General features: G+C 34.6%; 24 protein-coding genes. 21 read left to right on the top strand and 3 right to left on the bottom strand.

What is annotated here, in order from left to right:
• From AB8B90_RS01765 to AB8B90_RS01665, 21 genes are all read left to right on the top strand, one after another.
• Positions 1-613: DUF4230 domain-containing protein (locus AB8B90_RS01765; RefSeq protein WP_405333056.1), on the top strand; the 613-nt coding region annotated here is incomplete at its 5' end.
• Positions 614-1,183, top strand: a complete 570-nt coding sequence (locus tag AB8B90_RS01760; protein ID WP_405333055.1) for a TetR/AcrR family transcriptional regulator — start codon at positions 614-616, stop codon at positions 1,181-1,183.
• Positions 1,184-1,251: 68 nt separating this feature from the next.
• Positions 1,252-2,325 carry a 2Fe-2S iron-sulfur cluster-binding protein gene (locus tag AB8B90_RS01755; RefSeq protein WP_405333053.1) on the top strand — a complete coding sequence of 358 codons (1,074 nt, stop codon included), beginning with the start codon at positions 1,252-1,254 and terminating at the stop codon, positions 2,323-2,325.
• A gap of 44 nt (positions 2,326-2,369) precedes the next feature.
• Positions 2,370-3,332, top strand: coding sequence for a 1,2-phenylacetyl-CoA epoxidase subunit PaaA (gene paaA, locus AB8B90_RS01750; RefSeq protein ID WP_405333051.1), 963 nt, complete (start codon positions 2,370-2,372; stop codon positions 3,330-3,332).
• An 80-nt stretch (positions 3,333-3,412) separates the two neighbouring features.
• Positions 3,413-3,655: a GIY-YIG nuclease family protein gene (locus AB8B90_RS01745; protein ID WP_405333062.1), complete on the top strand. Its 243-nt coding sequence runs from the start codon at positions 3,413-3,415 to the stop codon at positions 3,653-3,655.
• Positions 3,656-3,699: 44 nt separating this feature from the next.
• Positions 3,700-3,987, top strand: coding sequence for a 1,2-phenylacetyl-CoA epoxidase subunit PaaB (paaB, locus tag AB8B90_RS01740; protein ID WP_405333049.1), 288 nt, complete (start codon positions 3,700-3,702; stop codon positions 3,985-3,987).
• Positions 3,987-4,739, top strand: a complete 753-nt coding sequence (gene paaC / locus AB8B90_RS01735; protein ID WP_405333047.1) for a 1,2-phenylacetyl-CoA epoxidase subunit PaaC — start codon at positions 3,987-3,989, stop codon at positions 4,737-4,739. The genes paaB and paaC overlap by 1 nt, the downstream gene beginning before the upstream one ends.
• Before the next feature lies 1 nt (position 4,740).
• Positions 4,741-5,241 carry a 1,2-phenylacetyl-CoA epoxidase subunit PaaD gene (gene paaD, locus AB8B90_RS01730; RefSeq protein ID WP_405333045.1) on the top strand — a complete coding sequence of 167 codons (501 nt, stop codon included), beginning with the start codon at positions 4,741-4,743 and terminating at the stop codon, positions 5,239-5,241.
• Between the two features lie 113 nt (positions 5,242-5,354).
• Positions 5,355-6,140, top strand: coding sequence for an enoyl-CoA hydratase-related protein (locus tag AB8B90_RS01725; RefSeq protein WP_405333043.1), 786 nt, complete (start codon positions 5,355-5,357; stop codon positions 6,138-6,140).
• A gap of 1 nt (position 6,141) precedes the next feature.
• Positions 6,142-7,299 (top strand): 3-hydroxyacyl-CoA dehydrogenase NAD-binding domain-containing protein, encoded by a 1,158-nt coding sequence (locus AB8B90_RS01720; RefSeq protein ID WP_405333041.1) that lies wholly within the window; start codon positions 6,142-6,144, stop codon positions 7,297-7,299.
• Between the two features lie 80 nt (positions 7,300-7,379).
• Positions 7,380-7,787, top strand: coding sequence for a hotdog fold thioesterase (locus AB8B90_RS01715; protein ID WP_405333039.1), 408 nt, complete (start codon positions 7,380-7,382; stop codon positions 7,785-7,787).
• Positions 7,784-8,998 (top strand): 3-oxoadipyl-CoA thiolase, encoded by a 1,215-nt coding sequence (gene pcaF / locus AB8B90_RS01710; RefSeq protein WP_405333037.1) that lies wholly within the window; start codon positions 7,784-7,786, stop codon positions 8,996-8,998. Before AB8B90_RS01715 ends, pcaF begins: the two co-directional genes overlap by 4 nt.
• Complete coding sequence (locus AB8B90_RS01705; RefSeq protein ID WP_405333035.1) at positions 8,999-9,388, top strand: VOC family protein; 390 nt, start codon at positions 8,999-9,001, stop codon at positions 9,386-9,388.
• A 1-nt stretch (position 9,389) separates the two neighbouring features.
• A complete protein-coding gene (paaZ, locus tag AB8B90_RS01700; protein WP_405333033.1) occupies positions 9,390-11,927 on the top strand; it encodes a phenylacetic acid degradation bifunctional protein PaaZ in 2,538 nt (845 codons plus the stop codon).
• Between the two features lies 1 nt (position 11,928).
• Positions 11,929-13,440, top strand: coding sequence for a serine hydrolase (locus AB8B90_RS01695; RefSeq protein ID WP_405333031.1), 1,512 nt, complete (start codon positions 11,929-11,931; stop codon positions 13,438-13,440).
• On the top strand, positions 13,437-14,189 hold the full coding sequence (locus AB8B90_RS01690; RefSeq protein ID WP_405333029.1) for an enoyl-CoA hydratase/isomerase family protein: 753 nt from the start codon (positions 13,437-13,439) through the stop codon (positions 14,187-14,189). The genes AB8B90_RS01695 and AB8B90_RS01690 overlap by 4 nt, the downstream gene beginning before the upstream one ends.
• A 2-nt stretch (positions 14,190-14,191) precedes the next feature.
• Positions 14,192-14,788: a transferase hexapeptide repeat family protein gene (locus AB8B90_RS01685; RefSeq protein WP_405333027.1), complete on the top strand. Its 597-nt coding sequence runs from the start codon at positions 14,192-14,194 to the stop codon at positions 14,786-14,788.
• 143 nt (positions 14,789-14,931) lie between these two features.
• Entirely contained in the window at positions 14,932-16,248 is a 1,317-nt protein-coding gene (locus tag AB8B90_RS01680) for a dihydrolipoamide acetyltransferase family protein (protein WP_405333025.1), read from the top strand.
• Between the two features lie 86 nt (positions 16,249-16,334).
• Positions 16,335-18,413: a thiamine pyrophosphate-dependent enzyme gene (locus AB8B90_RS01675; RefSeq protein ID WP_405333023.1), complete on the top strand. Its 2,079-nt coding sequence runs from the start codon at positions 16,335-16,337 to the stop codon at positions 18,411-18,413.
• Positions 18,414-18,447: 34 nt separating this feature from the next.
• Positions 18,448-19,551, top strand: a complete 1,104-nt coding sequence (locus AB8B90_RS01670) for a bestrophin family protein (protein WP_405333021.1) — start codon at positions 18,448-18,450, stop codon at positions 19,549-19,551.
• Positions 19,552-19,630: 79 nt separating this feature from the next.
• Complete coding sequence (locus tag AB8B90_RS01665) at positions 19,631-19,996, top strand: hypothetical protein (RefSeq protein ID WP_405333020.1); 366 nt, start codon at positions 19,631-19,633, stop codon at positions 19,994-19,996.
• Positions 19,997-20,045: 49 nt separating this feature from the next.
• Here the strand turns inward: AB8B90_RS01665 and AB8B90_RS01660 are convergent, their stop codons facing one another.
• From AB8B90_RS01660 to AB8B90_RS01650, 3 genes are all read right to left on the bottom strand, one after another.
• Positions 20,046-21,722, bottom strand: a complete 1,677-nt coding sequence (locus tag AB8B90_RS01660) for a SulP family inorganic anion transporter (RefSeq protein ID WP_405333060.1) — start codon at positions 21,720-21,722, stop codon at positions 20,046-20,048.
• A gap of 123 nt (positions 21,723-21,845) precedes the next feature.
• Positions 21,846-22,391, bottom strand: coding sequence for a DUF4136 domain-containing protein (locus tag AB8B90_RS01655; protein WP_405333018.1), 546 nt, complete (start codon positions 22,389-22,391; stop codon positions 21,846-21,848).
• A 17-nt stretch (positions 22,392-22,408) separates the two neighbouring features.
• Positions 22,409-24,394 (bottom strand): urocanate hydratase, encoded by a 1,986-nt coding sequence (locus tag AB8B90_RS01650; RefSeq protein WP_405333058.1) that lies wholly within the window; start codon positions 24,392-24,394, stop codon positions 22,409-22,411.
• Between the last annotated feature and the right edge of the window lie 2 nt (positions 24,395-24,396).

Here is a 24,396-nt window from a genome sequence, read left to right as displayed (position 1 = left end):
GCGAAAAATTCTATTCGGTGTAATTATTACATTAATTGTACTTTTTACTTTTAAATATTGTGGAGATCAAAAGGAAGGAGAAATAATTCTTCAAGAAAACTCAGCGCTTATTCAAAAGCAGATTAAAAATGTTGGTAAATTAGTGGTAACTGAAGGTCATTTTAGTGAAGTGTTTTCTTACGAGAATTCTAAAAGTATTATTGGAGACTTGATAGAAGCTGAAAAAAAAGCATTAGTTGTCGTAAATGCAGATGTTTCTATTGCATATGATTTAAGTCTAATTGAATATCAAATAAATGAAGCTACTAGAACACTTGAAATCTTGAGTATTCCAAAAGAAGAAATTAAAGTAAATCCCGATTTTAAATATTATGATATTCAAGCCGACTATTTTAATCAATTTGAAGCGAAAGACTATAATGAAATTAAAGACACTGTAAAAAAGTCTTTAATGAAAAAAGTAGAAGCTTCTGAGTTGAAATTAAACGCTAAAAACAGGCTTTTAAGCGAATTGGCAAAGTTTTACATTTTAACGAATTCATTAGGCTGGACTTTAGAATATAAACAGTCAACAATCACAGACTTCGAGTCTTTGAAAAGCATAAAGTTGTAAATGAAATCAGAAGCCCGTAAAGAAGAAATTATTGCAACTGCTGCTAGGCTTTTTAAAGAAAAAGGGTTTAGTGCAGTAACTATGCGAGATCTAGCAACAGCTATGGGAATCAAAGCAGCAAGCCTTTATAATCATATCAACTCTAAACAAGATATATTAAAAGCAATAATTATTACTGTTGCTGAAGAATTTACTGATGGAATGGGAAATATCATTCAATCAGATGTGTCTACCATTTCAAAACTCAAAAACATTGTCTCACTACACGTAAATATTACAGCTAATAATACAAATGCTATGGCATCATTAAATAGTGATTGGATGCACCTTGAAGATCAGCTAGACCATTATTTAAAACTCCGTAATGACTATGAAACAAACTTCTTAAATATTATTAAAGAAGGGATTTCCTCTTCGGAAATTAAACACAGTAACCCAGAAATTATTATGTTTTCAATGTTAACAACTTTGCGTTCATTGTATTTGTGGATCCCAAAAAAAGAAGACCTTAACGCAAACGATTTAGCTAACAACTTGAGCGAAATTCTCATCGAGGGAATTAACAACTAATTAAGAATTAAATTTTGTATCTTTGTTCACTAAACTAACAAGTGTTAGTTGAATTACTAAGTTGCAATATGGCAGAATTTTATTCCTTAAAAGTAGCAGATATTTACAAAGAAACTGAAGATACTTCAGTAGTTACTTTTGATATTCCTCAGGATTTACAAAACACATTTAAGTTTCGTCAGGGACAACATTTAACCTTAAAGGAAGAAATCAATGGCGAAGATATTCGTCGTTCATATTCTTTGTGCTCAAGCCCAATTGAAAATCAATGGAAAGTCGCTGTTAAACAGATTCCAGGAGGAAAGTTTTCTACCTATATAAATCAAAAATTACAAGCTGGAAATCAGATTGAGGTGATGGCTCCAACCGGAAATTTTGGTGTCGAAGTGCAACCAAAAGCTTCAAAAAACTATTTGTTTTTTGCTGCAGGTAGTGGTATCACTCCTGTTCTATCAATGATCAAAGCACATTTAAAAGCCGAACCTAATTCAACTTGCAAGTTGTTTTATGTGAACAAAACTGCAAAATCCATAATCTTTAAAGAAGAACTTGAGCAACTTCGAAACACCTATTTTGGAAGATTGGAGATATACTATTTCCTAACTAAGGAGCGTCGCGATATCGAATTGTTCAATGGGCGATTTGATGATGTCAAAATGAAAGTACTTACTAATACATTTATTGATATTCCAGATACGAGCGAAGTATTTCTTTGTGGTCCAGAAGCCATGGTGAATTATGTGAGTGAGTATCTTATAGGTGCTGGATTGTCAAAAGATTTAATCCATTACGAATTATTTGTAACAGGACTTTCCGAAGAAGACATTAAACGCGCTGAACGTTTAGCCCAACAAAATGTTGAAGGCATAGAAGTTACTATTGTAGATGGTGGAAAAGAATTTGCGTTTACCATGACAAAGGAGTATGATAACATTTTAGATGCTGCACTAAATGCAGGAGCTGATTTGCCTTTTGCCTGTAAAGGTGGTGTGTGCAGTACATGTAAATGTGAAGTAAAAGAAGGTGAAGTTGAGATGAAAATTAATTATGCATTAGACGATAAAGAAGTAAGTCAAAATCTAGTTTTAAGTTGTCAAGCTGTTCCAACTACTGAAAAAGTAGTTGTAGATTTTGATGTCTAAAATATATTGAAAAAGAAAAATTGTACCACTAAAAGTTAAAAACTATGAGTGAAGATCAGATTAAAAATTTAGAAGAACAATTTGAAGCGCGTATTGCTCGTGATGAAAAAATTGAACCTAAAGACTGGATGCCTGAGAAGTATCGCAAAACACATATCAGGCAAATGTCACAGCATGCCCATTCTGAAATAGTTGGGATGTTACCAGAAGGAAATTGGATTACTAGAGCGCCTTCTTTAAGGCGTAAAGTAGCACTTTTAGCCAAGGTTCAAGATGAAGCTGGACATGGACTTTATTTGTATTCGGCTACCGAAACATTAGGGATTTCTAGAGATGAAATGTATGAACAGTTGCATACAGGAAAAGCTAAATATTCTAGTATTTTTAATTATCCAACGATTACATGGGCAGACATGGGAGCCATAGGCTGGCTGGTTGATGGAGCTGCAATTATTAATCAAGTACCCTTGTGTAATACATCTTATGGACCTTATGCCAGAGCGATGATTCGTGTTTGTAAAGAAGAAAGCTTTCATCAAAGACAAGGTTTTGAAATCATGATGAAATTGGCTCAAGGAACACCAGAGCAAAAAGATATGGCTCAAGATGCTTTAAATCGCTGGTGGTGGCCTAGTTTAATGATGCTTGGTCCAACAGATGACGTTTCAGTGCATACAGAACAATCTATGAAATGGAAATTAAAACGTAAATCGAACGATGATTTGCGTCAGCAATTTATTGATCAAACTGTCCCTCAAGCTGAACTAATTGGATTAACAATTCCAGATCCTGACTTAAAATGGAATGAAGAGCGTCAAAGTTATGATTTTGGCGAAATTGATTGGGATGAGTTTTGGCAAGTTGTTAAAGGTCATGGACCAATGAATAAAGAACGAATGAAAGCTAGAGTTGGTGCATGGGAACGTGGAACATGGGTTCGAGATGCGGCAATGGCTTATGCAGAAAAGAAAAGAAACAGAACCTCTTTGAAAAAAGAGGTCTCATAATCGATAAAATGAAACATTGGTATGTCTATATAATGACAAATAAGCGCAATGGAGTAATTTATATTTGAGTAACAAACAATATTGAAGAAAGAGTTAAAGAACATAAATTGAAAATTCATCCAAAATCGTTTACAGCAAAATATAACTGTGATAAAATGATATATTTTGAGGAGTATGAAAATGGAAGTGCAGCAGAAAAAAGAGAAAGGCAATTCAAGAAAAGGAAAAGAGATTGGAAGATTAAATTAATAGAAGAAATGAATCCAAGTTGGTCGGATTTGAGTGTCAACTGGAATCTAAATAATAATAAAATTAGAAAGTAAAGTTTTAATTAATAAGATACCTGCTTTTGCAGGCATTATAAGTTATGTCAACAAAAAACTGGCCATTATGGGAAATCTTCGTAAGAAGTAAAAACGGATTAGAACACAGACATTGTGGTAGCCTTCACGCTGCAGATTCAGATATGGCTCTAGAAAATGCTCGCGATGTTTACACAAGACGAAACGAAGGTGTAAGTATTTGGGTGGTAGAATCTAAACATATTACAGCATCTAACCCTGAAAACAACGGAGAACTTTTCGAACCTGCTCAAGATAAAATCTATCGTCATCCAACATTTTATGATTTGCCTGACGAAGTAAAACATATGTAATGAAAGAGAATCTATATAACTATATTCTTGGTATTGCTGATAATAGCCTTATTCTAGGACAAAGAATGGGAGAACTTTGCGGTCATGGACCAAGTTTAGAAACAGATATCGCTTGTACTAATATTTCTTTAGATTTATTCGGACAAGTACGAAGCTATTTTCAATATGCAGCAAAAATCGCTGGAGACAACAGAACAGAAGATGATATTGCAATGCTTAGAAAAGAGCGTGACTACAAAAACGTATTATTAACTGAACAACCTAATACTAATTTTGCATTTACTATTGGTCGTCAATTTCTATTTGATGTGTATCATTTGGCTTTCCTTTCTGAATTACAGAAAAGTACCGATTTAACATTGTCTGCAATTGCTAACAAATGTATCAAAGAAGTGAGCTATCATGAACGTTTTTCTTCAGATTGGGTAAAGCGTTTAGGAGATGGAACAGACGAAAGTAGAGAAAAAATGCAAGAGGCTATTAATAGTTTATGGACCTACACCGACGAATTATTCCATCAAACTGAAGCAGATAAAGCTATGGTACAAGATGGTGTTGGAGTTGATGTCACTAAACTAAAAGAGACATATTATACTCAAGTTAGTCAACTTTTAGAAGAAGCTACACTTGAAGTTCCAGAATCAAAGTGGTTTCAAAAAGGTGGAAAAGAAGGTGTGCATACAGAACATTTAGGTTATCTATTAGCCGATTTACAATACATGCAACGTGCTTATCCCAATATGGAATGGTAATATGACAACTACAGAACAGAATATCGACAAAAATCTTTTGCCAATACTTGAACAAGTTTCTGATCCAGAAATTCCAGTATTGTCAATTATGGATATGGGAGTTGTTCGTTCTGCAATCATTATTAACAATCTTGTAAAAGTCGAAATCACACCAACTTACAGTGGATGTCCAGCAATGGATGTGATTGGAGATGATATAAAAAAAGCATTACTTGATGCAGGTTATCAATCTGAAGTTGATTTAATCTTGCATCCAGCTTGGACGACAGATTGGATTACACCAAGAGGTAGAAAAGCTCTAGAAGATTACGGTATAGCAGCACCTTTAGAAGCCGAAGCCGATAAAGATGTATTACTAAATGAGAAACGATTAGTGAAGTGCACCAATTGTGGTTCTCAGAATACAAGATTAGTAAGTCAATTTGGTTCTACTGCATGCAAAGCACAATTTCAGTGTGATGATTGTCAAGAACCGTTTGACTATTTTAAATGTTTAAAGTAAGTATGGCGTTACCCAAGGGTCGCGCTTTCACTACTCGCTCTTTTCAAGGAGCTCAAACAAACCGTTCAATCGCTAACGCGAAAATGGTCTGGAAAATAAATAAATAATAAGGTATGAGCAATAATTCAATTCTCTTAAAAATTGAAAACAAAGTAGCGTACATAACGCTCAATAGACCAGAAGTTTTCAATAGTTTCAATCGCGAAATGGCTTTAAGCCTACAATCTATATTGGATGATTGTGAAGCTGATGATGCCGTGAGAGCAATCGTACTAACAGGAAACGGAAAAGCATTTTGTGCTGGTCAAGATTTAAAAGAAGTCACTGATCCAGATTTAAATCCTGGATTTAAAAAAATATTAGAAGAACATTATAATCCAATCATCACAAGAATACGTGAGATTAAAAAGCCTGTCATTGCAGCTGTCAATGGTGTTGCGGCAGGAGCTGGAGCAAATATTGCCTTAGCTTGTGATATAGTTGTTGCACACGAGAAAGTAAGCTTTATTCAAGCATTTAGCTTAATTGGTCTGGTTCCTGATAGTGCAGGAACTTTCTTTTTACCAAGATTAATTGGGTATCAAAAAGCATTAGCTCTAGCGATGTTAGGTGATAAAATTGGAGCTAGCGATGCAGAAAAAATGGGAATGATTTATAAATGTGTCTTATTTACTGAATTTGATGAAACTATTCATAAACTGGCTTTAAAATTAGCTAATATGCCAACAAAAGCGCTTGGGTTTATTAAAGAACTCTTTAATCAATCTATGACTAATAGCTTAGAAGAACAACTTGCATTAGAATCAAAGTTACAAATAGAAGCAGCACAAAGTGAAGATTATGCTGAAGGTGTTGCTGCATTTATCGAAAAACGTAAACCAGAATTCAAAGGAAAATAATATGAATGTAGGAATAATAGGTGGTGGAACAATGGGAAGTGGTATTGCACAAGTTGCTGCAACAGCTGGCTGTCTAGTGAAATTATACGATACCAATCAAGTCGCATTAGATAAAGCTAAAGCAGCCTTAGAGAAAATATTAAATCGTCTTATTGAAAAAAGACGAATCGATGTAGAAGAGAAACATAGAATTCAATCTAATATCTCCTATGTAAATAGTTTAAAGGAGTTGTCTGATTCGAATTTGACCATCGAAGCTATTATAGAAAATCTTGATATTAAAAAGAAAGTTTTTTCTGAATTAGAAAGTTATGTTACAGAGGATTGTATTATTGCTTCAAATACCTCAAGTTTGTCAATAGCATCAATTGCTGCATCATTACAAAAACCAGAACGTTGTGTAGGTATTCACTTTTTCAATCCAGCACCTTTAATGAAGTTGGTTGAGGTCATTCCTGCGATTCAAACCTCTGAAAATGTACTTCAAAAATCAATTGATACGATTTCCGATTGGAAAAAAGTAGTGGCAGTAGCCAAAGACACGCCTGGATTCATTGTTAATAGAGTGGCAAGACCATTTTATGGCGAAGCTCTAAAAATTTATGAAGAGGGTATTGCAGATTTTGCTACTATTGATTGGAGTTTAAAAACTATTGGAGGTTTTAGAATGGGACCATTTGAATTGATGGATTTTATTGGAAACGATGTTAATTACACAGTAACAGAAACTGTGTTTACAGCATTCTATTTCGATCCCAGATACAAACCAGCATTTACCCAAAAACGTTTTTCTGAAGCAGGTTATTTAGGCCGTAAATCAGGAAGAGGGTATTATGATTATTCTGAGGGAGCAAAAAAAACTAATCCAATTGAAGATAAGGTGCTTGCTGAACAAATATGCAATCGTATTTTAGTGATGCTAATTAACGAAGCTGCTGATGCGTTGTTTTTAAATATTGCTTCTGCTGAAGACATTGATAATGCTATGACTAAAGGTGTTAATTATCCTAAAGGGTTATTAACTTGGGCAGATGAAATAGGAATCGATAAATGTGTTGAAGCATTAGATAGATTGTATGACGAATATCATGAAGATAGATATCGTTGTAGTCCGTTATTAAGAAAATTGAAAAAAAAAAAAAAAACATTCTTTAATTAATATTGTCATTCAGAGCAAAGCGAAGAATCTCATAATGAGAGATTACCATGTCTTTTCTGCTCTTAAAGACTAAATAGAAAATGAAAGGAAAAGATATTCCATATAAAATGTTAAGTCAAGATGCCTATAGTCAATGGTTAGGTATTGAGATTTTAGAATGTGAAATTGGTCGCTGTAAAGTAGCAATGACCATAACAAAAGATATGCTTAACAGTATGAATAAAGCTCATGGTGGAATAAGTTACTCGTTAGCTGATACTGCATTTGGTTTTGCAGCTAATACGCATGGAAAGTATGCGGTATCTATTGAAACAAGTATCAATCATATTGAAGCATTAGATCAAGGGGATTATCTAGTAGCTGAATCAGTAATAGAACAAGTAAATAATAAATTAGGGTTTAATATCATCGAAGTAAAGCGTGGTGATGAACTAGTTGCGCTTTTTAAAGGCGTTGTATATAGAACTCAAAAAGATTGGGAAGAATGAAAGAAGCATACATCATTGACGGAGTAAGAACTCCAATTGGAAATTATAAAGGAACTTTATCTGCTGTTAGAACAGATGATTTAGGAGCATTGGTGATTTCAGAAGTTGTTAATAGAAATCCAAGCATACCAAAAGAAGCTTATGACGATGTCATTATGGGTTGTGCTAATCAAGCTGGAGAAGATAATCGTAATGTAGCACGTATGTCTTCTCTATTAGCAGGATTACCATTTACTGTCCCAGGAGAAACAGTAAACAGATTGTGTAGTTCTGGTTTGTCTGCAATTATTCATGCCAATCGTGCAATTAAAGCTGGTGATGGTGATGTATTTGTTGCAGGAGGTGTCGAAAATATGACTCGTGGACCATACGTAATGGCTAAACCATCTACTGCTTTTGGTGGTGATTCTAAGCTTTACGATTCAACATTTGGATGGCGTTTTATTAATCCTAAAATGAAAGAAATGTATGGAACAGATGGTATGGGAAATACGGCCGAAAACTTAGTATCTAAATATGCCATTTCAAGAATCGATCAAGATAAGTTTGCGTATTGGAGTCAGATGAAAGCAACCAAAGCTCAAGAGAATGGTAGACTAGCTAAAGAAATTATTACTGTAGAAATTCCACAGCGAAAAAAAGATCCAATCCGATTTGCCAAAGACGAATTTGTGAAACCAAATACATCATTAGAAGTGTTAGGTAAATTACGAGCAGCGTTTAAAAAAGAAGGAGGAAGCGTAACTGCAGGAAATTCTTCAGGATTAAACGATGGTGCAGCAGCAACAATAATTGCTTCAGAGGACGCTGTTGAAAAATATAATCTTAAACCATTAGCTAGAATTGTGAGTTCAGCAGTTGTTGGTGTAGAACCTAGAATTATGGGAATAGGCCCAGTGCAAGCGTCTAATAAAGCGTTAGAAAAAGCAGGACTAACTATGGATGATATAGATGTGATTGAGCTAAATGAAGCTTTTGCTGCTCAAGCATTAGCTTGTACTAGAGCCTGGGGATTAGCAGATGACGATCCAAGATTAAATCCAAATGGTGGTTCAATCGCTATTGGTCATCCCTTAGGTGTTACAGGAGCAAGAATAGCATATTCTGCAGCTTTGGAATTGATAGAACAAGAAAAAAAATATGCATTAGTTACAATGTGTATTGGTGTCGGACAGGGGTATGCAGCGATAATTGAAAATGTAAATTTATAGATGGATATAAAAAGGACAGGCTTAATTCTGTATGTAAAAAAATACGTGCAATGCATTGTTTTTTATAAAGAAATATTAAACCTTCCTATTTTGTTTCAAAATAAAGAATTGACTTGTTTTGACTTTTTTGGAACATATCTTATGGTTGAAATAGAAGATAGATTAGAGTACTTAAATAATGATCCTAAAAGCAGAAATTATAGCTGTATTAGAATTAATGTAAGAGATGTAAAACAATATTCTGATAGATTGAAAAGCCAAAATATAAGTGTTGATTATCAAGAGCATAGTTGGGGAACCATTGCTAAATTTAAAGATCCAGATGGGAATTTAATCGCTTTTAAAGATGAAGATAGTTTCGCAAAACAAATAGAAGACTACAAGAGTTAACATGGAAAAAATACAACATTATGTTCAAGGTAATTGGACAACCGGAAAAGAAGATGGGACACCAATTTTAGATGCTGTTACTGGTGAGGCTTTTACTAGCGTTGCTATTGAAGGTCTAGATATTCCTGAAATCTTAAACTACGGACGAACCAAAGGAGGCGAACAACTTAGAAAAATGACATTTCAAGAGCGTGGTAATATGCTTAAGAAATTAGCATTATATCTTACAAAACGAAAAGATGCGTTTTATGAATTGAGTTATCGAACAGGTGCGACTAAAGTTGATAGCTGGATTGATATTGAAGGTGGATTTGGAAATTTATTCGCTAATGCATCATTAAGAAAATTATTTCCAAACCAACCCTATCACGTTGAAGGCGATCCAATAGATTTGTCAAGAGGAGGACGCTTTATGGCGCATCATATTATGGTGCCAAAAAAAGGAGTCGCTGTTCATATTAATGCCTTTAATTTTCCGGTTTGGGGAATGCTAGAAAAGTGTGCTGTAAACTGGATGGCTGGAGTACCAGCAGTAGTGTTGCCAGCACCTTCATCATCATACCTGGCAGAAGCTGTAGCTCGAACAATAATTGATTCTGGTATTCTTCCTGAAGGAGCGCTTCAAATCATAAATGGAACGGTAAAAACAATTTTAGATACAGTTGAGTCACAAGATGTGGTCACTTTTACTGGTTCTGCAGCTACTGGTCGTTTATTAAAAGCGCATCCAAGATTAATTCAAGAATCTGTGCCATTTACAATGGAAGCAGATTCCTTAAATGCCTCTATTTTAGGAGAAGATGCTATTCCAGGAACACCTGAATTTAATTTATTTATTAAAGAGGTTCGGAAAGAGATGACAGTTAAAGCTGGACAAAAATGTACCGCGATTAGACGTATCATTGTGCCTGAGAACTTAGTTGAAGATGTTCAGATTGCTCTCGGAAAAGCTTTAGATAAAGTAACTATTGGAGATCCAAGGTTAAAAGAAGTTAGAATGGGAGCTTTAGTGAGTCGCCAACAAGTTCAAGCAGTAAAAGATTCAGTAAATGATCTGGCAAAAGATGCACAGATCGTTTATGGAGATTTAGATAAAATTAATACCATTGGAGCAGATGCTAACAAAGGGGCTTTCATTAGTCCAATTTTGTTAAGAGCTGACCATCCATTCAAAAACCCAGTCATTCATGAACGTGAAGCTTTCGGTCCAGTAAGTACAATAATGCCTTATAAATCTTTAGATGAAGCGATTACTTTAGCACAAATGGGTAAAGGTTCTTTAGTGTCCTCAATAGTTACTAATGATGATATAATTGCTAAAGATTATGTGATTAACGCAGCATCTCATCATGGACGAATTTTAGTTCTTAATAGAGAAAGTTCTAAAGAAAGTACAGGTCATGGTTCACCATTACCATACTTAGTTCATGGTGGTCCTGGTCGTGCTGGTGGTGGAGAAGAAATGGGAGGAATGCGAGGTATTAAACATTATTTACAGCGTACTGCAATTCAAGGTTCACCCTCTACTATTACTGAAATAACAGGGATTTATCAACAAAACGCTAAATATAAAGAAGCAGAGCAACATCCATTTAAATATTACTGGGAAGACATTCAACCAGGTATGTCACTCAAAACACATAAACGAACATTTACGGATACAGACATTAGTAATTTTGCCAATTTAACTTGGGATCATTTTTATGCGCATACTGATATTACATCTTTAGACGGAAGTATTTTCGAAAAAAGAACTGCACATGGTTACTTCATTATTTCTGCAGCTGCAGGATTATTTGTGTATCCTAACAAAGGACCTGTTGCAGCTAATTATGGGTTAGATAGTATTCGATTTTTACGACCATTATATCACAACGACACTATCTATGTAAGATTGACTTGTAAAGAAAAAGTAGATAGAGACGTCGCTTCAGCTGAACATCCTAGCGGAATTGTAAAATGGCATGTTGAAGTCTTCGATGCTAATTTCGAAAATAGACCTGAAAGTCAAAAAAATGAAAAAGATAGCCCTTTAGTTGCTGTTGCAACAATTCTTACAATGGTTCAAAAGAAACAAGAGGCCTTTGTTGAAATGACTAATGAAAATATTGATAAATGTTTGTCAAAACTATCAGAAGGCTTGAAACCAAAATGGGGAATTATGTCACCTCAACACATGATTGAACATTTGGAGTATACATATAAAATCGCAGCTGGAGATATTCAGGATTTTAAAGTGTCAACACCTGAAAAGATTTTAGGAAAAGTAAAAAATAGCCTATGGAATTACGATAAGTTTCCAAAAAACAGTCAGTTCCCTTTATTAGAAAAAGATACACTTGATGATTTGAAACATGAAGATTTAGCAACAGCCATTGAAGCATTTAAATCACAACGAGAGGCATATTTAGAATATTTCAAAGAGCATCCTGATGCGGTTTTAAATAATATGGTTTTTGGAGAATTAAATAAGTACGAATGGTATTTACTAGAAAGAAAACATTTAAATCATCATTTTGAACAATTCGGAATTCTGTAAAATGAAACATTTAAAAGTGATATTCTTGTTTTTGATTCTTGCTAATTGTAATTCATCAAAAGAGTCTAAGGAGGTAATGATTTCTGAAGGAAAAACCTTTCAGATGTTTGCAGAAATTGTAGATCAATATGCTGAGAATACACTTCAAAACGGTAATGTAAACTCATTTGCATTAGCCATTTATAAAGATGGTGAAATGTATCATAACTATTATGGTGAAATAGATAAAGTTGCTAATAACAAACCGAATGACAGTTCCCTTTATGAAATAGCGTCAATCACAAAAACATTCACAGGGTCCTTAGTTGCTAAAGCTGTTTTGGAAGAAAAGATTAATTTAGATGATGACATTCGAAAGTATTTAGAAGGCGATTATTCAAATCTAGAATTTAAAGGGCATCCGATTACCATAAAACATCTTTTAACCCATAGCATGGGCTTAAAAAACAAACTCACAAAAGGTTTTGAAGCTATTAGAAATAAAGTTACAAACGGCACTTATGATTATAAATCTGATGTCTATACTATAGATCATTTATTAAAAGAATTGAAAGCAGTTGAGGTAGATAAACAACCAGGAACAATTTATGCTTACAACTCAATTGGTCCTGAATTACTAGCGTATATTCTAGAGAAGGTGAATAAGAAGCCTTTTGCCCAGCAGATAGAGATGTTTTTTAAAGAGTTAGGAATGAATGATACCTATCTTCAAGCATCTCAAAACTTTATAGAAAGATTGGTTAAAGGGTATAAAGGCGATGTTCTCGCACCTATAGATCATGATCCAGTTTATGGTGCAGCAGGAGGTGCAATTTCCAGTTTGCCAGATTTAGCTAAATACATGCAATATCTAATCGAAAATAAAAATGAACCTTGGGTAAAAGAAACATCACGTGTCTTATTTGTAGATAAAGAAGATGATGAACAGATTGGTTACCTCTGGCAAAATATAGATACTGCCGAAGAAGAAGGTTTTTATTATTCAAAAACGGGAACCTCAAACAGAATCCAAAGTGGTATCTTGATTTGTCCAGATTCTAATTATGGTATCATTTTAATGGTAAATAATACCTCAGATGAAGCTATTCGAGATTGGGAGCAACTGTTTTTTAGAGATATAGAACCGATGGTAATAACATACCCCAAACTCAACTTATCATCTATTTTTAGACTTGATTTCAACGACAATCCGAGTAAAGCATTTCAAAATTTTAGAAACCTTAAAAGCGATACCGTTACCTATGACTTTGCGCTAAACGATTTGAATAATTTCGGTTACGATTTATTAAACGAAAAACAGTATAAACAATCGATTGAAGTATTCAAGTTTTTAACGGAAGAATTCCCTGAAAATGCTAATACTTATGACAGTTTAGGCGAAGCTTATTTTGTAATTGAAGATTATAAAAAAGCATTAGAAAGTTTCAATAAAGCACTGGAGTTAAATCCTGATATGAAAACTTCAAAAGATTATATTAAGAAAATTGAAAAGATAACTTTACAGAAATCATGACACAACCATACGTAAAACAAACCATAGAAAACGAAGTAGGATATATTGAATTTTTTCATCCTGCGCACAACTCATTACCAGGCGACGTATTGGCTAATTTAGCAAATACAATTACCGAAGCTGGTAAAAACGATGCCATAAAAGTTATCGTTTTAAAAAGCGGTGGAGACCGAACATTCTGTGCTGGAGCCAGTTTTAATGAACTGATTAACATCAATGACGCTGCAACAGGAAAAGTATTCTTTTCAGGTTTTGCTAACGTTATTAATGCCATGCGAAAATGTCCTAAGTTTATCATCGGACGAATTCAAGGTAAAACCGTTGGAGGAGGAGTTGGTTTAGCTGCTTCTACCGATTATTGTATGGCAACAAAGTTCGCAGCAATAAAGTTGAGTGAACTTAATATTGGTATCGGGCCATTTGTTGTTGGTCCAGCCATAGAACGAAAAATGGGATTAAGCGCCATGTCTCAAATAGCCATTGATGCGAATTCTTTTTATCCACCAGAATGGGCTAAACAGAAAGGCTTATTTACACATGTTTTTGATAGTACAGAAGCACTAGACGAAGCTGTTAAAACTACGGCAGAGCATTTATGCACTTATAATGTTGAAGCTATGTTAGAAATGAAAAAAATATTCTGGAAAGGTACAGACGATTGGGATGAACTTTTAGCAAAACGTGCTCAAACAAGTGGACGTTTAGTGCTTTCCGATTTTACCAAAGAAAAATTGAAAGGATTTAAATAATTATGATTTACAGTTTTAAAGGGTATATTCCAGTTGTGCATGAAAGTAGTTTTGTGCATCCATTGGCTGCTGTAACAGGAAATGTCATTATTGGTAAAAACTGCTATATTGGTCCAGGTGCAGCAATTCGTGGAGATTGGGGACAAATTGTGTTAGAAGATGGTGTAAATGTTCAGGAAAATTGTACTGTACATATGTTTCCCGGAAAATCAATAACATTAAAAGAAAGTGCTCATGTTGGTCATGGCGCTATTATTCATGGTGCTAATTTGGGCGAAAATTGTTTGATTGGAATGAATGCAGTTGTTATGGACGATGCAGAAATTGGTGACGAGTCTATAGTAGGTGCTATGGCATTTGTAAAAGCTGAAACGATAATTCCGAAACGAAGTTTAGTCGTTGGAAACCCTGCCAAAGTAATTAAAAGCGTTACTGATGAAATGATCGAATGGAAAACTAAAGGCACGCAATTATATCAACAATTACCTAAGGATTGTCAAGACACTCTAAAAGAAGTTGAGCCATTACGAGAGGTGCCTAGAGAAATGAAAATTCAAGAAGATGTTTATAAAACGCTTCGTGATTTTATGAAAAAGTAGTTGGGCGTTACCTCAAGGGTCGCGCTTTCACTACTTGCTCTTTTCAAGGAGCTCAAACAGACCGTTTAATCGCTAACGCGAACAAAATAATAAAAATTGTCATTCCGAGTAAAGTCGAGGAATCTAACAATATAAATATAAGAATGTCAAAAGTAGAATTTAAAATGCCCAAGTTGGGCGAAAGTATTACCGAAGCAGCTATAATAACTTGGTTTAAAAATGTTGGCGATGCTATTGAAGAAGATGAAATGCTTTTAGAAGTTGCTACTGATAAGGTTGACTCTGAAGTGCCATCAAATGTAAGTGGAATAATTGAAGAGATTCTTTTTGAAGCGAATGATGTTATCAAAATAGGAGAAACCGTGGCCATTATAAAAACAGATGGAAAAGGTTCAACTTCAAAAAAGAAAACGACTGTCATTCAGAGTAAAAGCGAAGGGTCTCACCAAAGCACAAACAAGCCTAGTAAGAAACGGACTGTCATTCCGAGTCCAGTCAAGGAATCTCAATCACAATCATTTTCAACATCAAATTCAAATCAATTCTTTTCACCTTTAGTAGTTAAAATAGCTAAAGCACACCATATTAGTTTTGAAGAATTAAGTAGGATTCCTGCTACTGGACATGAAGGAAGATTAAGAAAAAGCGATGTTTTTCAGTATATAGAAGATGGTCGTCCATATAAATTTGCACAACCAATAACTCAAGATCCAACAGCGTATCGCATTCCACAACTCACTTTCGATAAAGGAAAAGGGAAAGTGATAGAAATGGATCGTATGCGACAGATGATCGCAGACCATATGGTGTATTCTAAACATACATCGCCTCATGTGACAGCTTATGTTGAAGCAGATATGACTAATATGGTACAATGGAGAAATGATAATAAGATTGCGTTCCAAGAAAAGTATGGAGAACGTTTGACCTTTACACCTTTATTTGTTGAAGCAGTTGCTAAAGCGGTAAAGGATTTTCCAAATATTAACGCATCTGTAGATGGTAATAAAATTATTGTAAAAGAAGATATCAATATTGGAATGGCAACGGCATTACCTAGTGGTAATTTAATTGTCCCAGTAGTAAAAAATGCAGATTCCAAAAACTTAAAAAATTTAGCGACCAAGGTTAATGAATTGGCTAATAAGGCAAGAGAGAATAATTTAAAGGCAGATGATATTCAGGGAAGTACATTTACTATTTCCAATGTAGGAACCTTCGGAAGTGTTATGGGAACTCCTATAATAAATCAACCAGAAGTCGCTATTCTCGCGTTAGGAATTATTAAAAAACGACCAGAAGTGATCACAACTAAAAAAGGAGACGAGATAGCTATTCGAAGCATGATGTATTTGTCTCTATCCTTTGATCATCGAGTAGTTGATGGGTTTCTAGGAGGTAGTTTTGTGCGTCGTGTTGCTGACTATTTTGAGCAATTTGATGTCAATAGAAAAATATAGTTGAATTGTCAATATCAGATCTAATGACGAGGTAATTGTTTTTACGAGATTCTTCGCTTCCGCTCCGAATGACAAATAAAATAAAAATGAATAAAGACATATTAAAAAAAGGATTTGCGAATTTATGCACTGCCAAAGCAATGGCAGAGTTATATGAAGCTAATTTCAAACAAGTATCCAAATACGTGCATGCTACATCCAGAGGACATGAAGCAATTCAAACCGCTTTAGGTATGCAACTATTACCTCAAGATTATGCGTTTCCTTACTATAGAGATGATGCGATGTTATTATCATTTGGATTACAACCTTATGATTTAATGCTACAATTGTTAGCTAAAAAAGAAGATCCATTTTCTGCTGGTAGAACCTATTATTCACATCCAAGTTTAAAAGATGATGACAAGCCAAAAATTCCTCATCAATCGTCTGCAACAGGAATGCAGGCAATTCCAGCTACAGGTGTAGCTATGGGAATGCAGTATAAAGAATTACAGAATATAGATGATGAAGCTACTAAACTGTCACCTCGAGTAGAGTCGAGAGGTCTCAAACCAATTACAGTTTGCAGTTTGGGCGATGCTTCAGTCACAGAAGGTGAAATTGCAGAGGCCTTTCAAATGGCTGCTTTAAAACAAATGCCCATCCTTTATTTGGTACAAGATAATGGTTGGGATATTTCAGCCAATGCTGAAGAAACAAGAGCACAAAATGCTTTTGAATATGCACAGGGTTTTCATGGTTTAGATGCCATCTCAATTGATGGTGCAAATTTTATGGAAAGTTATGAAGCTATTGAAAAAGTAATCAATATAATTAGAAAAGAACGTCGACCATTTTTAGTGCATGCTAAAGTACCATTATTAAATCATCATACATCTGGTGTGCGTATGGAATGGTATCGTGATGATTTAGAAGAAGCACGTTCTCGTGATCCTTATCCAGTTTTTAGACAACAATTATTAGATAATGGTTTTTCTGAAAAGGATATTCAAGCTATAGAGAATTCCGCGAAAGCGAAAGTAGAAAAAGATTTTAAAAAAGCACTAAAAGCTGAAGATCCAAAACCAGAAGATTTATTCACAAATGATTTTGTACCAACTCCAATTACTGATGAAAAAGGAGAGCGTTCTCCTGAAGGAGCAGACAAGGTAGTAATGGTAGATTGTGCTTTGTTTGCTGTTGAAGAATTAATGAAACAGCACAAAGAGTGTTTGTTATATGGACAAGATGTTGGAGGACGATTAGGAGGTGTGTTTAGAGAAGCAGCTACTTTAGCACAAAAGTTTGGTGATGACCGTGTATTTAATACCCCAATTCAAGAAGCCTTTATAGTTGGGTCTACAGTTGGTATGAGTGCTGTTGGTCTAAAACCAATTGTTGAGGTTCAATTTGCAGATTACATTTGGCCAGGACTTAATCAGTTGTTTACTGAAGTAAGTCGAAGTTGCTATTTGTCAAATGGTAAATGGCCAGTGAGTATGATTCTTCGTGTACCTATTGGAGCCTATGGAAGTGGTGGTCCTTACCATTCTTCTTCAGTAGAAAGTGTTATTACTAATATTCGTGGTATCAAAATAGCATATCCTAGTAATGGAGCTGATTTAAAGGGATTAATGAAAGCTGCATATTATGACCCAAATCCAGTTGTCATTCTAGAACACAAAGGCTTGTATTGGTCCAAGGTGCCAGGAACCTTAACAGCAACATCTGTGGAACCTTCAGAAGATTACGTGTTGCCTTTTGGAAAAGCGTGGGTGTTACAAGAAATATGGAAACAAGAAGCGGTAGAAACCTTAACTATTGTGACATATGGAATGGGAGTGCATTGGGCTTATAATGCTTCAGGTGAATTAAATATGCGTGACCAAATTGAAATTATTGATTTAAGAACTTTATATCCTTTAGATGAAGATACTATTATGAAGTCTGTCAAAAAAACAGGTAAATGTTTAGTTGTGACTGAAGAACCTTCAAATAATAGTTTTGCTAGAGCTTTATCAGGAAAAATTCAAGAAGACTGTTTTAAATATTTAGATGCTCCTGTAATGACTATTGGTAGTGAAAATATGCCAGCTATTCCACTTAATTCAACATTAGAGCAAACTATGATTCCATCTACTGAAAAAGTAAAGGCTAAGATTACTGAATTGATTAATTACTAGCTTTTTGTATCTTACTGTACTATAAATTATTTATATGTATACAAGACGAATATTTCCAGTGCTTGGCGTTATAAAATGGACACGTCGACACATTTTTTTGTTTCTTATTCTTGCTACGATCCCTGTTTTCTTGTTTGATGTTGCAGGACTCAAATGGCTTCATGTGCCTTGGTTGCCTTTGGGCGTTTTAGGTACTGCAGTTGCATTTATTGTGAGTTTTAAAAATAATGCATCTTATGATAGATTATGGGAAGCACGTAAGATTTGGGGAGGAATAGTAAATGCGTCTCGAACTTGGACAATTATGGTCAAGGATTTTATCAATAATGATCATACTAAAACAAAACTCTCAAAAGAAGAACTATTTCAAGTTCATAGAGAATTAGTGCATCGCCATGTGGCTTGGTTAACAGCATTAAGATATCAATTGCGTGGAGATAAACCATGGGAAATGCACTTAAAAGCGAAACGGTCTAATCAAGAATTTAGAGAGTCTCAATATAGAATATGTGAAGAAGAAACACCACTTGATGATGCTATTAAGTCATATATTTCTGAAACTGAATTTAATGAAGTTTTTGCCAAAGGGAATAAGGCCTCACAGTTTTTAGGAGTGCAATCTCGTAGATTAAAAGAGTTGATGCAAGAAGGGTTGATTGAAGATTTTAGGCATATGGAAATGGCAAACATGCTGAAAGAATTTTACACACTTCAAGGTAAAAGCGAACGAATTAAAAACTTTCCTTATCCAAGGCAATTTGCTACACTAAATTATTTGTTTGTTTGGATTTTTATAATCCTCTTACCTTTTGGAATTATGGAAGGCTTTGAATCTATAGGAGAGCATATATTAGTTGATTTAGCTAATCATAAATCACATACATCAACACTACATCACATTCAAGAATTTATAGCACATCATTTTGTTTGGTTTTCAATTCCTTTTAGTACTATGCTCGCTTGGGTGTTTCATACCATGGAAGCTATTGGAGAAAACACAGAAAACCCTTTTGAAGGTGGTCCGAATGATGTACCAATAACTAATATGAGTAGAGGTATAGAAATTGATATTAGACAGCTTATTGATGATACAGATATTCCTGAACCTTATAAATGGACTAATGATATTATTATGTAAGTGTTTAAATAATTATTGATTAACGATTTATGTCTTTTTAAATTTTGTATATTGAGCTACTAATTTATTTAACATTATTATGAAAAGAAGTATTTTACTTATAGCAGCAGCTTTATTTTTATTTGCAGGAAATCAGTCAGTAACTGCACAAGCTAAATTGGAAAAAGAAGTTAAAACCTATGATTTAAGTTATATCAGGGAAAATGCAAAAAAGAAAACAGAAAGCTTAGTTAATTATTTAGGCTTAAATGAAAAACAACAAGAGAAAGTTTATAATCTTTTTGTAGAAACTCAACAGAAATCAAATAAATCTTTGGTTGGAGCTGATTCTAAGAAGAAAAAAGCAATTACTTCAAGAATGGAAAGATATATTTCAGATACGTTGAAAGAAATTTTAACTGAAGATCAGTTAAAAAAATACTTAGCAATGTCTAAAGATTTATAATTTAATTAATATTGATGATAAAAAAAGCGACCTAATTAGGTCGCTTTTTTTATATATTGTATTCAGATAAAGGTTTCGTGAATTTCTCAGGATCTGCTGCCAAATGATATCTTGGGTCATCAATATCTTCAACAATAACTTCTTTAAATTTAGGGTTTCCTTTGTAGAGTAGTACTTTACAATCCTCACTGAGGTGTCTTAGTTTTATAGATTTTCCTTCGGCTTCATATTTACTTACTAAATTAAAAATGGCTTCTAAAGCTGAATGATCACTTACTCTTGATTCGACAAAGTCTATTTCGATGTGTTGAGGATCATTCTTGACATCAAATTTTGAATTAAAGTTCTGTATTGATCCAAAGAATAATGGTCCCCAAATTTCATATGTTTTTGTACCGTCAGGTTGTATTCTTTTACGTGCTCTAATCATGGTAGCATTTTTCCATGCAAATACCAGTGCCGAAATGATAACACCAGCTATTACAGCAATTGCTAAATCTTTCCATACTGTTATTGCGGAAACTGCTATTAATACGATAGCATCGGATAATGGGATTTTTCTAATGATTCTGAAACTACTCCAAGCAAAGGTTCCGATAACGACCATAAACATAACTCCAACTAGAGCAGCAATTGGGATTTGTTCAATTAAAGGGGCTCCAAAAAGCACAAAACATAATAAGGCAACGGCTGCAACTGCTCCTGATAGTCTGCCTCGTCCACCTGAATCTACATTAATAATAGATTGTCCAATCATAGCACATCCACCCATTCCACCAAATAGTCCATTTAGCATATTAGCACCACCTTGAGCGATACATTCTCTATTACCATTACCTCTTGTTTCTGTCATCTCATCGATGAGGTTAAGTGTCATCAAAGATTCTATCAAGCCTACTGCGGCTAAAATGAATGCAGTTGAAAAGATTAAATCCCAATGTCCAGATAATGTGTTAAACAAACCAAATATTTGATCTTGAAATGTAGGCAACCCTCCTTCTAATCCTTGTCCACCTCCTTCTTGAATAAATGAGCCTACTGTGCTCATTTCAATTCCGCCGAAAATAGTTATGCAGGCAACTACAATAATTGCAATTAGTGCTGCAGGAATCTTCTTGGTAAGTTTAGGTAAACCATACATGATTCCCATAGTTAATCCTATGAATCCCATCATTTTCCAGAACGTAGCATTTGAAAACAGGGCGGAAAACCATTCCGAGGTATCAGACCAAATAGAAATGTCTTTTGGAACAGCGTTAGGAAACAGCCCTAATTGTGAAAGAAAAATAACAATAGCTAAACCATTAACAAATCCCATCATTACTGGATGAGGGATAAGTCTCACGAACTTACCTAATTTAAAAACACCTGCAAGTATCTGAATACCACCAACTAATAACAAGGTGATGAATAACCATTGTAGTCCAAGATTTTCTATTGGAGTTTCAAGACCAATACCAACTTCATTACCTTTTTGAATGAGGTGCACCATAACAACTGCCATAGCTCCGGTAGCTCCTGAAATCATTCCTGGTCGACCACCAAAAAGAGCAGTTACAATTCCCATCATAAAGGCACCATAGAGTCCTACTAATGGATCAATACCTGCAACAAAAGCAAAAGCTACAGCTTCTGGAACTAGAGCTAATGCAACTGTTAATCCTGAAAGAATATCATTTTTCGGATTTTGAGTAAAGTTTTTCCTAGTGGTTTGTCCTAATATCATAATACTTGCCTTAAAAGTCGGCAAATATAGGCTTTTATATATGAAGCTTAAAACTCATGTTATAAAACTAATAAGCATCAACTTTCAAGTTGATGCTTATCATTCTATTATTTATAAATCTATTTATTTAATTTCTGGAGGATATTTTTCCATTATTTTAGATACAAATTCTTTGATTTGTGCTTCTTTTTTCTCCATTTTTTTAGAAATATAACCTGTACCCATTCCTTGCCAAATAAGCTCTTTTTTTTCTTTGTCAATAAGATCGATAAATAAGGTGCCTTCAGATTGTGTGGAAACAACGGGTTGGTTATTCCAACCCCATCCCCATCCAGGACCAAAGCCTCCCCAGCCCCAGCCACCAATACCCCAAGAATTGTTGTATACATCAACACGCTGTTTAGATTTGGTGAAAATACTCACAAGTAAGTCTGGGTTTTCAGATTTAGTAAAACCTTTTGCTAATAATTCAGATTCAATGGCACGTAAAATTCTACGTTTATCCAAATCACTTATTTCGGCTTTGTCTATTCCAGTTTTAAAGAAAGCAAAAGTTTTATAAGAATTAAAATTAGCTTCTTTATCATAATCTGCCGCAACTCTTACTGAACTACAAGATGTAATAATCACTGTAATTAAGAGTACGAGACTAGTTTTTAATGTTTTCATAGCATTTGTTTTTTAAATTATAACGAGTCTAATATGTTATCATCTACTGTATTTGGAAGTGTAACTTTTAGATTTGGTTCTACCTCCATAGCACGTTTTATTGCGAAAACTGCACCTTCATTTCTTGCCCAATTTCGTCTTGCTATACCATTGTTCACATCCCAAAATAGCATAGATTTCAAGCGTCTTTCCGCATCATTACTACCATCAAGAACCATACCAAATCCACCATTTATTACTTCTCCCCAGCCAACACCTCCACCATTGTGAATGCTAACCCAAGTTGCTCCTCTAAAACTATCTCCTATAACATTTTGAATCGCCATATCTGCTGTAAAACGTGAGCCGTCATAAATATTACTGGTTTCACGATAAGGAGAATCTGTTCCTGAAACATCATGATGATCTCGTCCTAAAATAACATATCCAATATCTCCTTTTTTTATAGCATTATTGAATGCTTCAGCAATCTTTTGACGACCTTCGGCATCAGCGTAAAGAATTCTTGCTTGAGAGCCAACCACCAGTTTGTTATCTTGTGCGCCTTTTATCCATTGAATATTATCCGCCATTTGTTGTTGAATTTCCTCTGGAGAATTTTTCTTGATATGCTCTAAAACTTCACAGGCTATTCGATCTGTTTTTTCTAAATCTTCTGGTTTTCCAGATGCACATACCCATCTAAATGGTCCAAAACCATAGTCAAAACACATTGGTCCCATAATATCTTGTACATAACTCGGGTACCTGAAATCAATACCATTGTCAGCCATAATATCTGCTCCAGCTCTTGAGGCTTCTAATAAAAAGGCATTTCCATAATCGAAAAAATAGGTGCCTTTAGCTGTGTGTTTATTTATAGCAGATGCATGACGGCGTAAGGTTTCTTGAACTTTTTCTTTAAATAACTTTGGATTGTTTGCCATCATGTTGTTGGCGTCTTCAAAGGACATATCAGCAGGATAATAGCCTCCAGCCCATGGGTTGTGAAGAGATGTTTGGTCACTTCCTAAATCAATATAAATACTAGCTTCATCAAATTTTTCCCAAACATCAACGATATTACCTAGGTATGCTATTGAAATCGTTTCTTTTTCATCTTTCGCCCTTTTTACACGGGCAACTAGTTCATCTAAGTCACTTATTTTTACATCTATCCAACCCTGATCTAAACGAACTTGAGTGATTTTAGGATTTACTTCTGCGCAAACTGTGATACAACCAGCAATATTACCTGCTTTTGGTTGTGCTCCAGACATACCACCTAATCCTGAGGTAACAAAAAGATTGCCTTTAGGTTCCTTTTTAATTTTTCTAAAACCATTTAATACTGTAATTGTTGTTCCGTGAACAATACCTTGTGGACCAATGTACATATAACTACCAGCTGTCATTTGTCCGTATTGAGTAACTCCTAAAGCATTGAATTTTTCCCAGTCATCAGGTTTAGAATAATTAGGAATCATCATACCGTTTGTCACGACTACTCTAGGTGCCTCTTTATGACTTGGAAACAATCCCATTGGATGTCCAGAATACATGACCAGTGTTTGCTCGTCATTCATTTCTGAAAGATATTTCATTGTTAGTCTATATTGAGCCCAATTTGAAAATACTCCTCCATTTCCTCCATAGGTGATGAGTTCATGAGGATGTTGAGCAACTGCATAATCTAAATTGTTTTGAATCATTAGCATTATAGCAGCAGCTTGTTTAGATTTTGCCGGATAATCTTCAATCGGCCTAGCATACATTTTGTAGTCTGGACGAAGGCGATACATGTATATCCTTCCATAAGTATCTAGCTCATTTTTGAATTCTGAAATTAATTCTGCGTGATGCGATTTGTCAAAATATCGTAATGCATTTCTTAACGCAAGCTTTTTTTCTTCTAAAGACAGGATGTCTTTTCGTCTTGGTGCATGGTTTATTGAAGATTCATAGGGTTTAGGTTGCGGTAGAATATTTGGTATTCCTTCTTTTATTTGTTCTTGGAACGATATGT

It is taken from the genome of Psychroserpens sp. (assembly GCF_045105015.1).
In the GTDB taxonomy this organism is placed as follows: domain Bacteria; phylum Bacteroidota; class Bacteroidia; order Flavobacteriales; family Flavobacteriaceae; genus Psychroserpens.
This window is presented reverse-complemented; position numbering and strand designations above follow the sequence as displayed.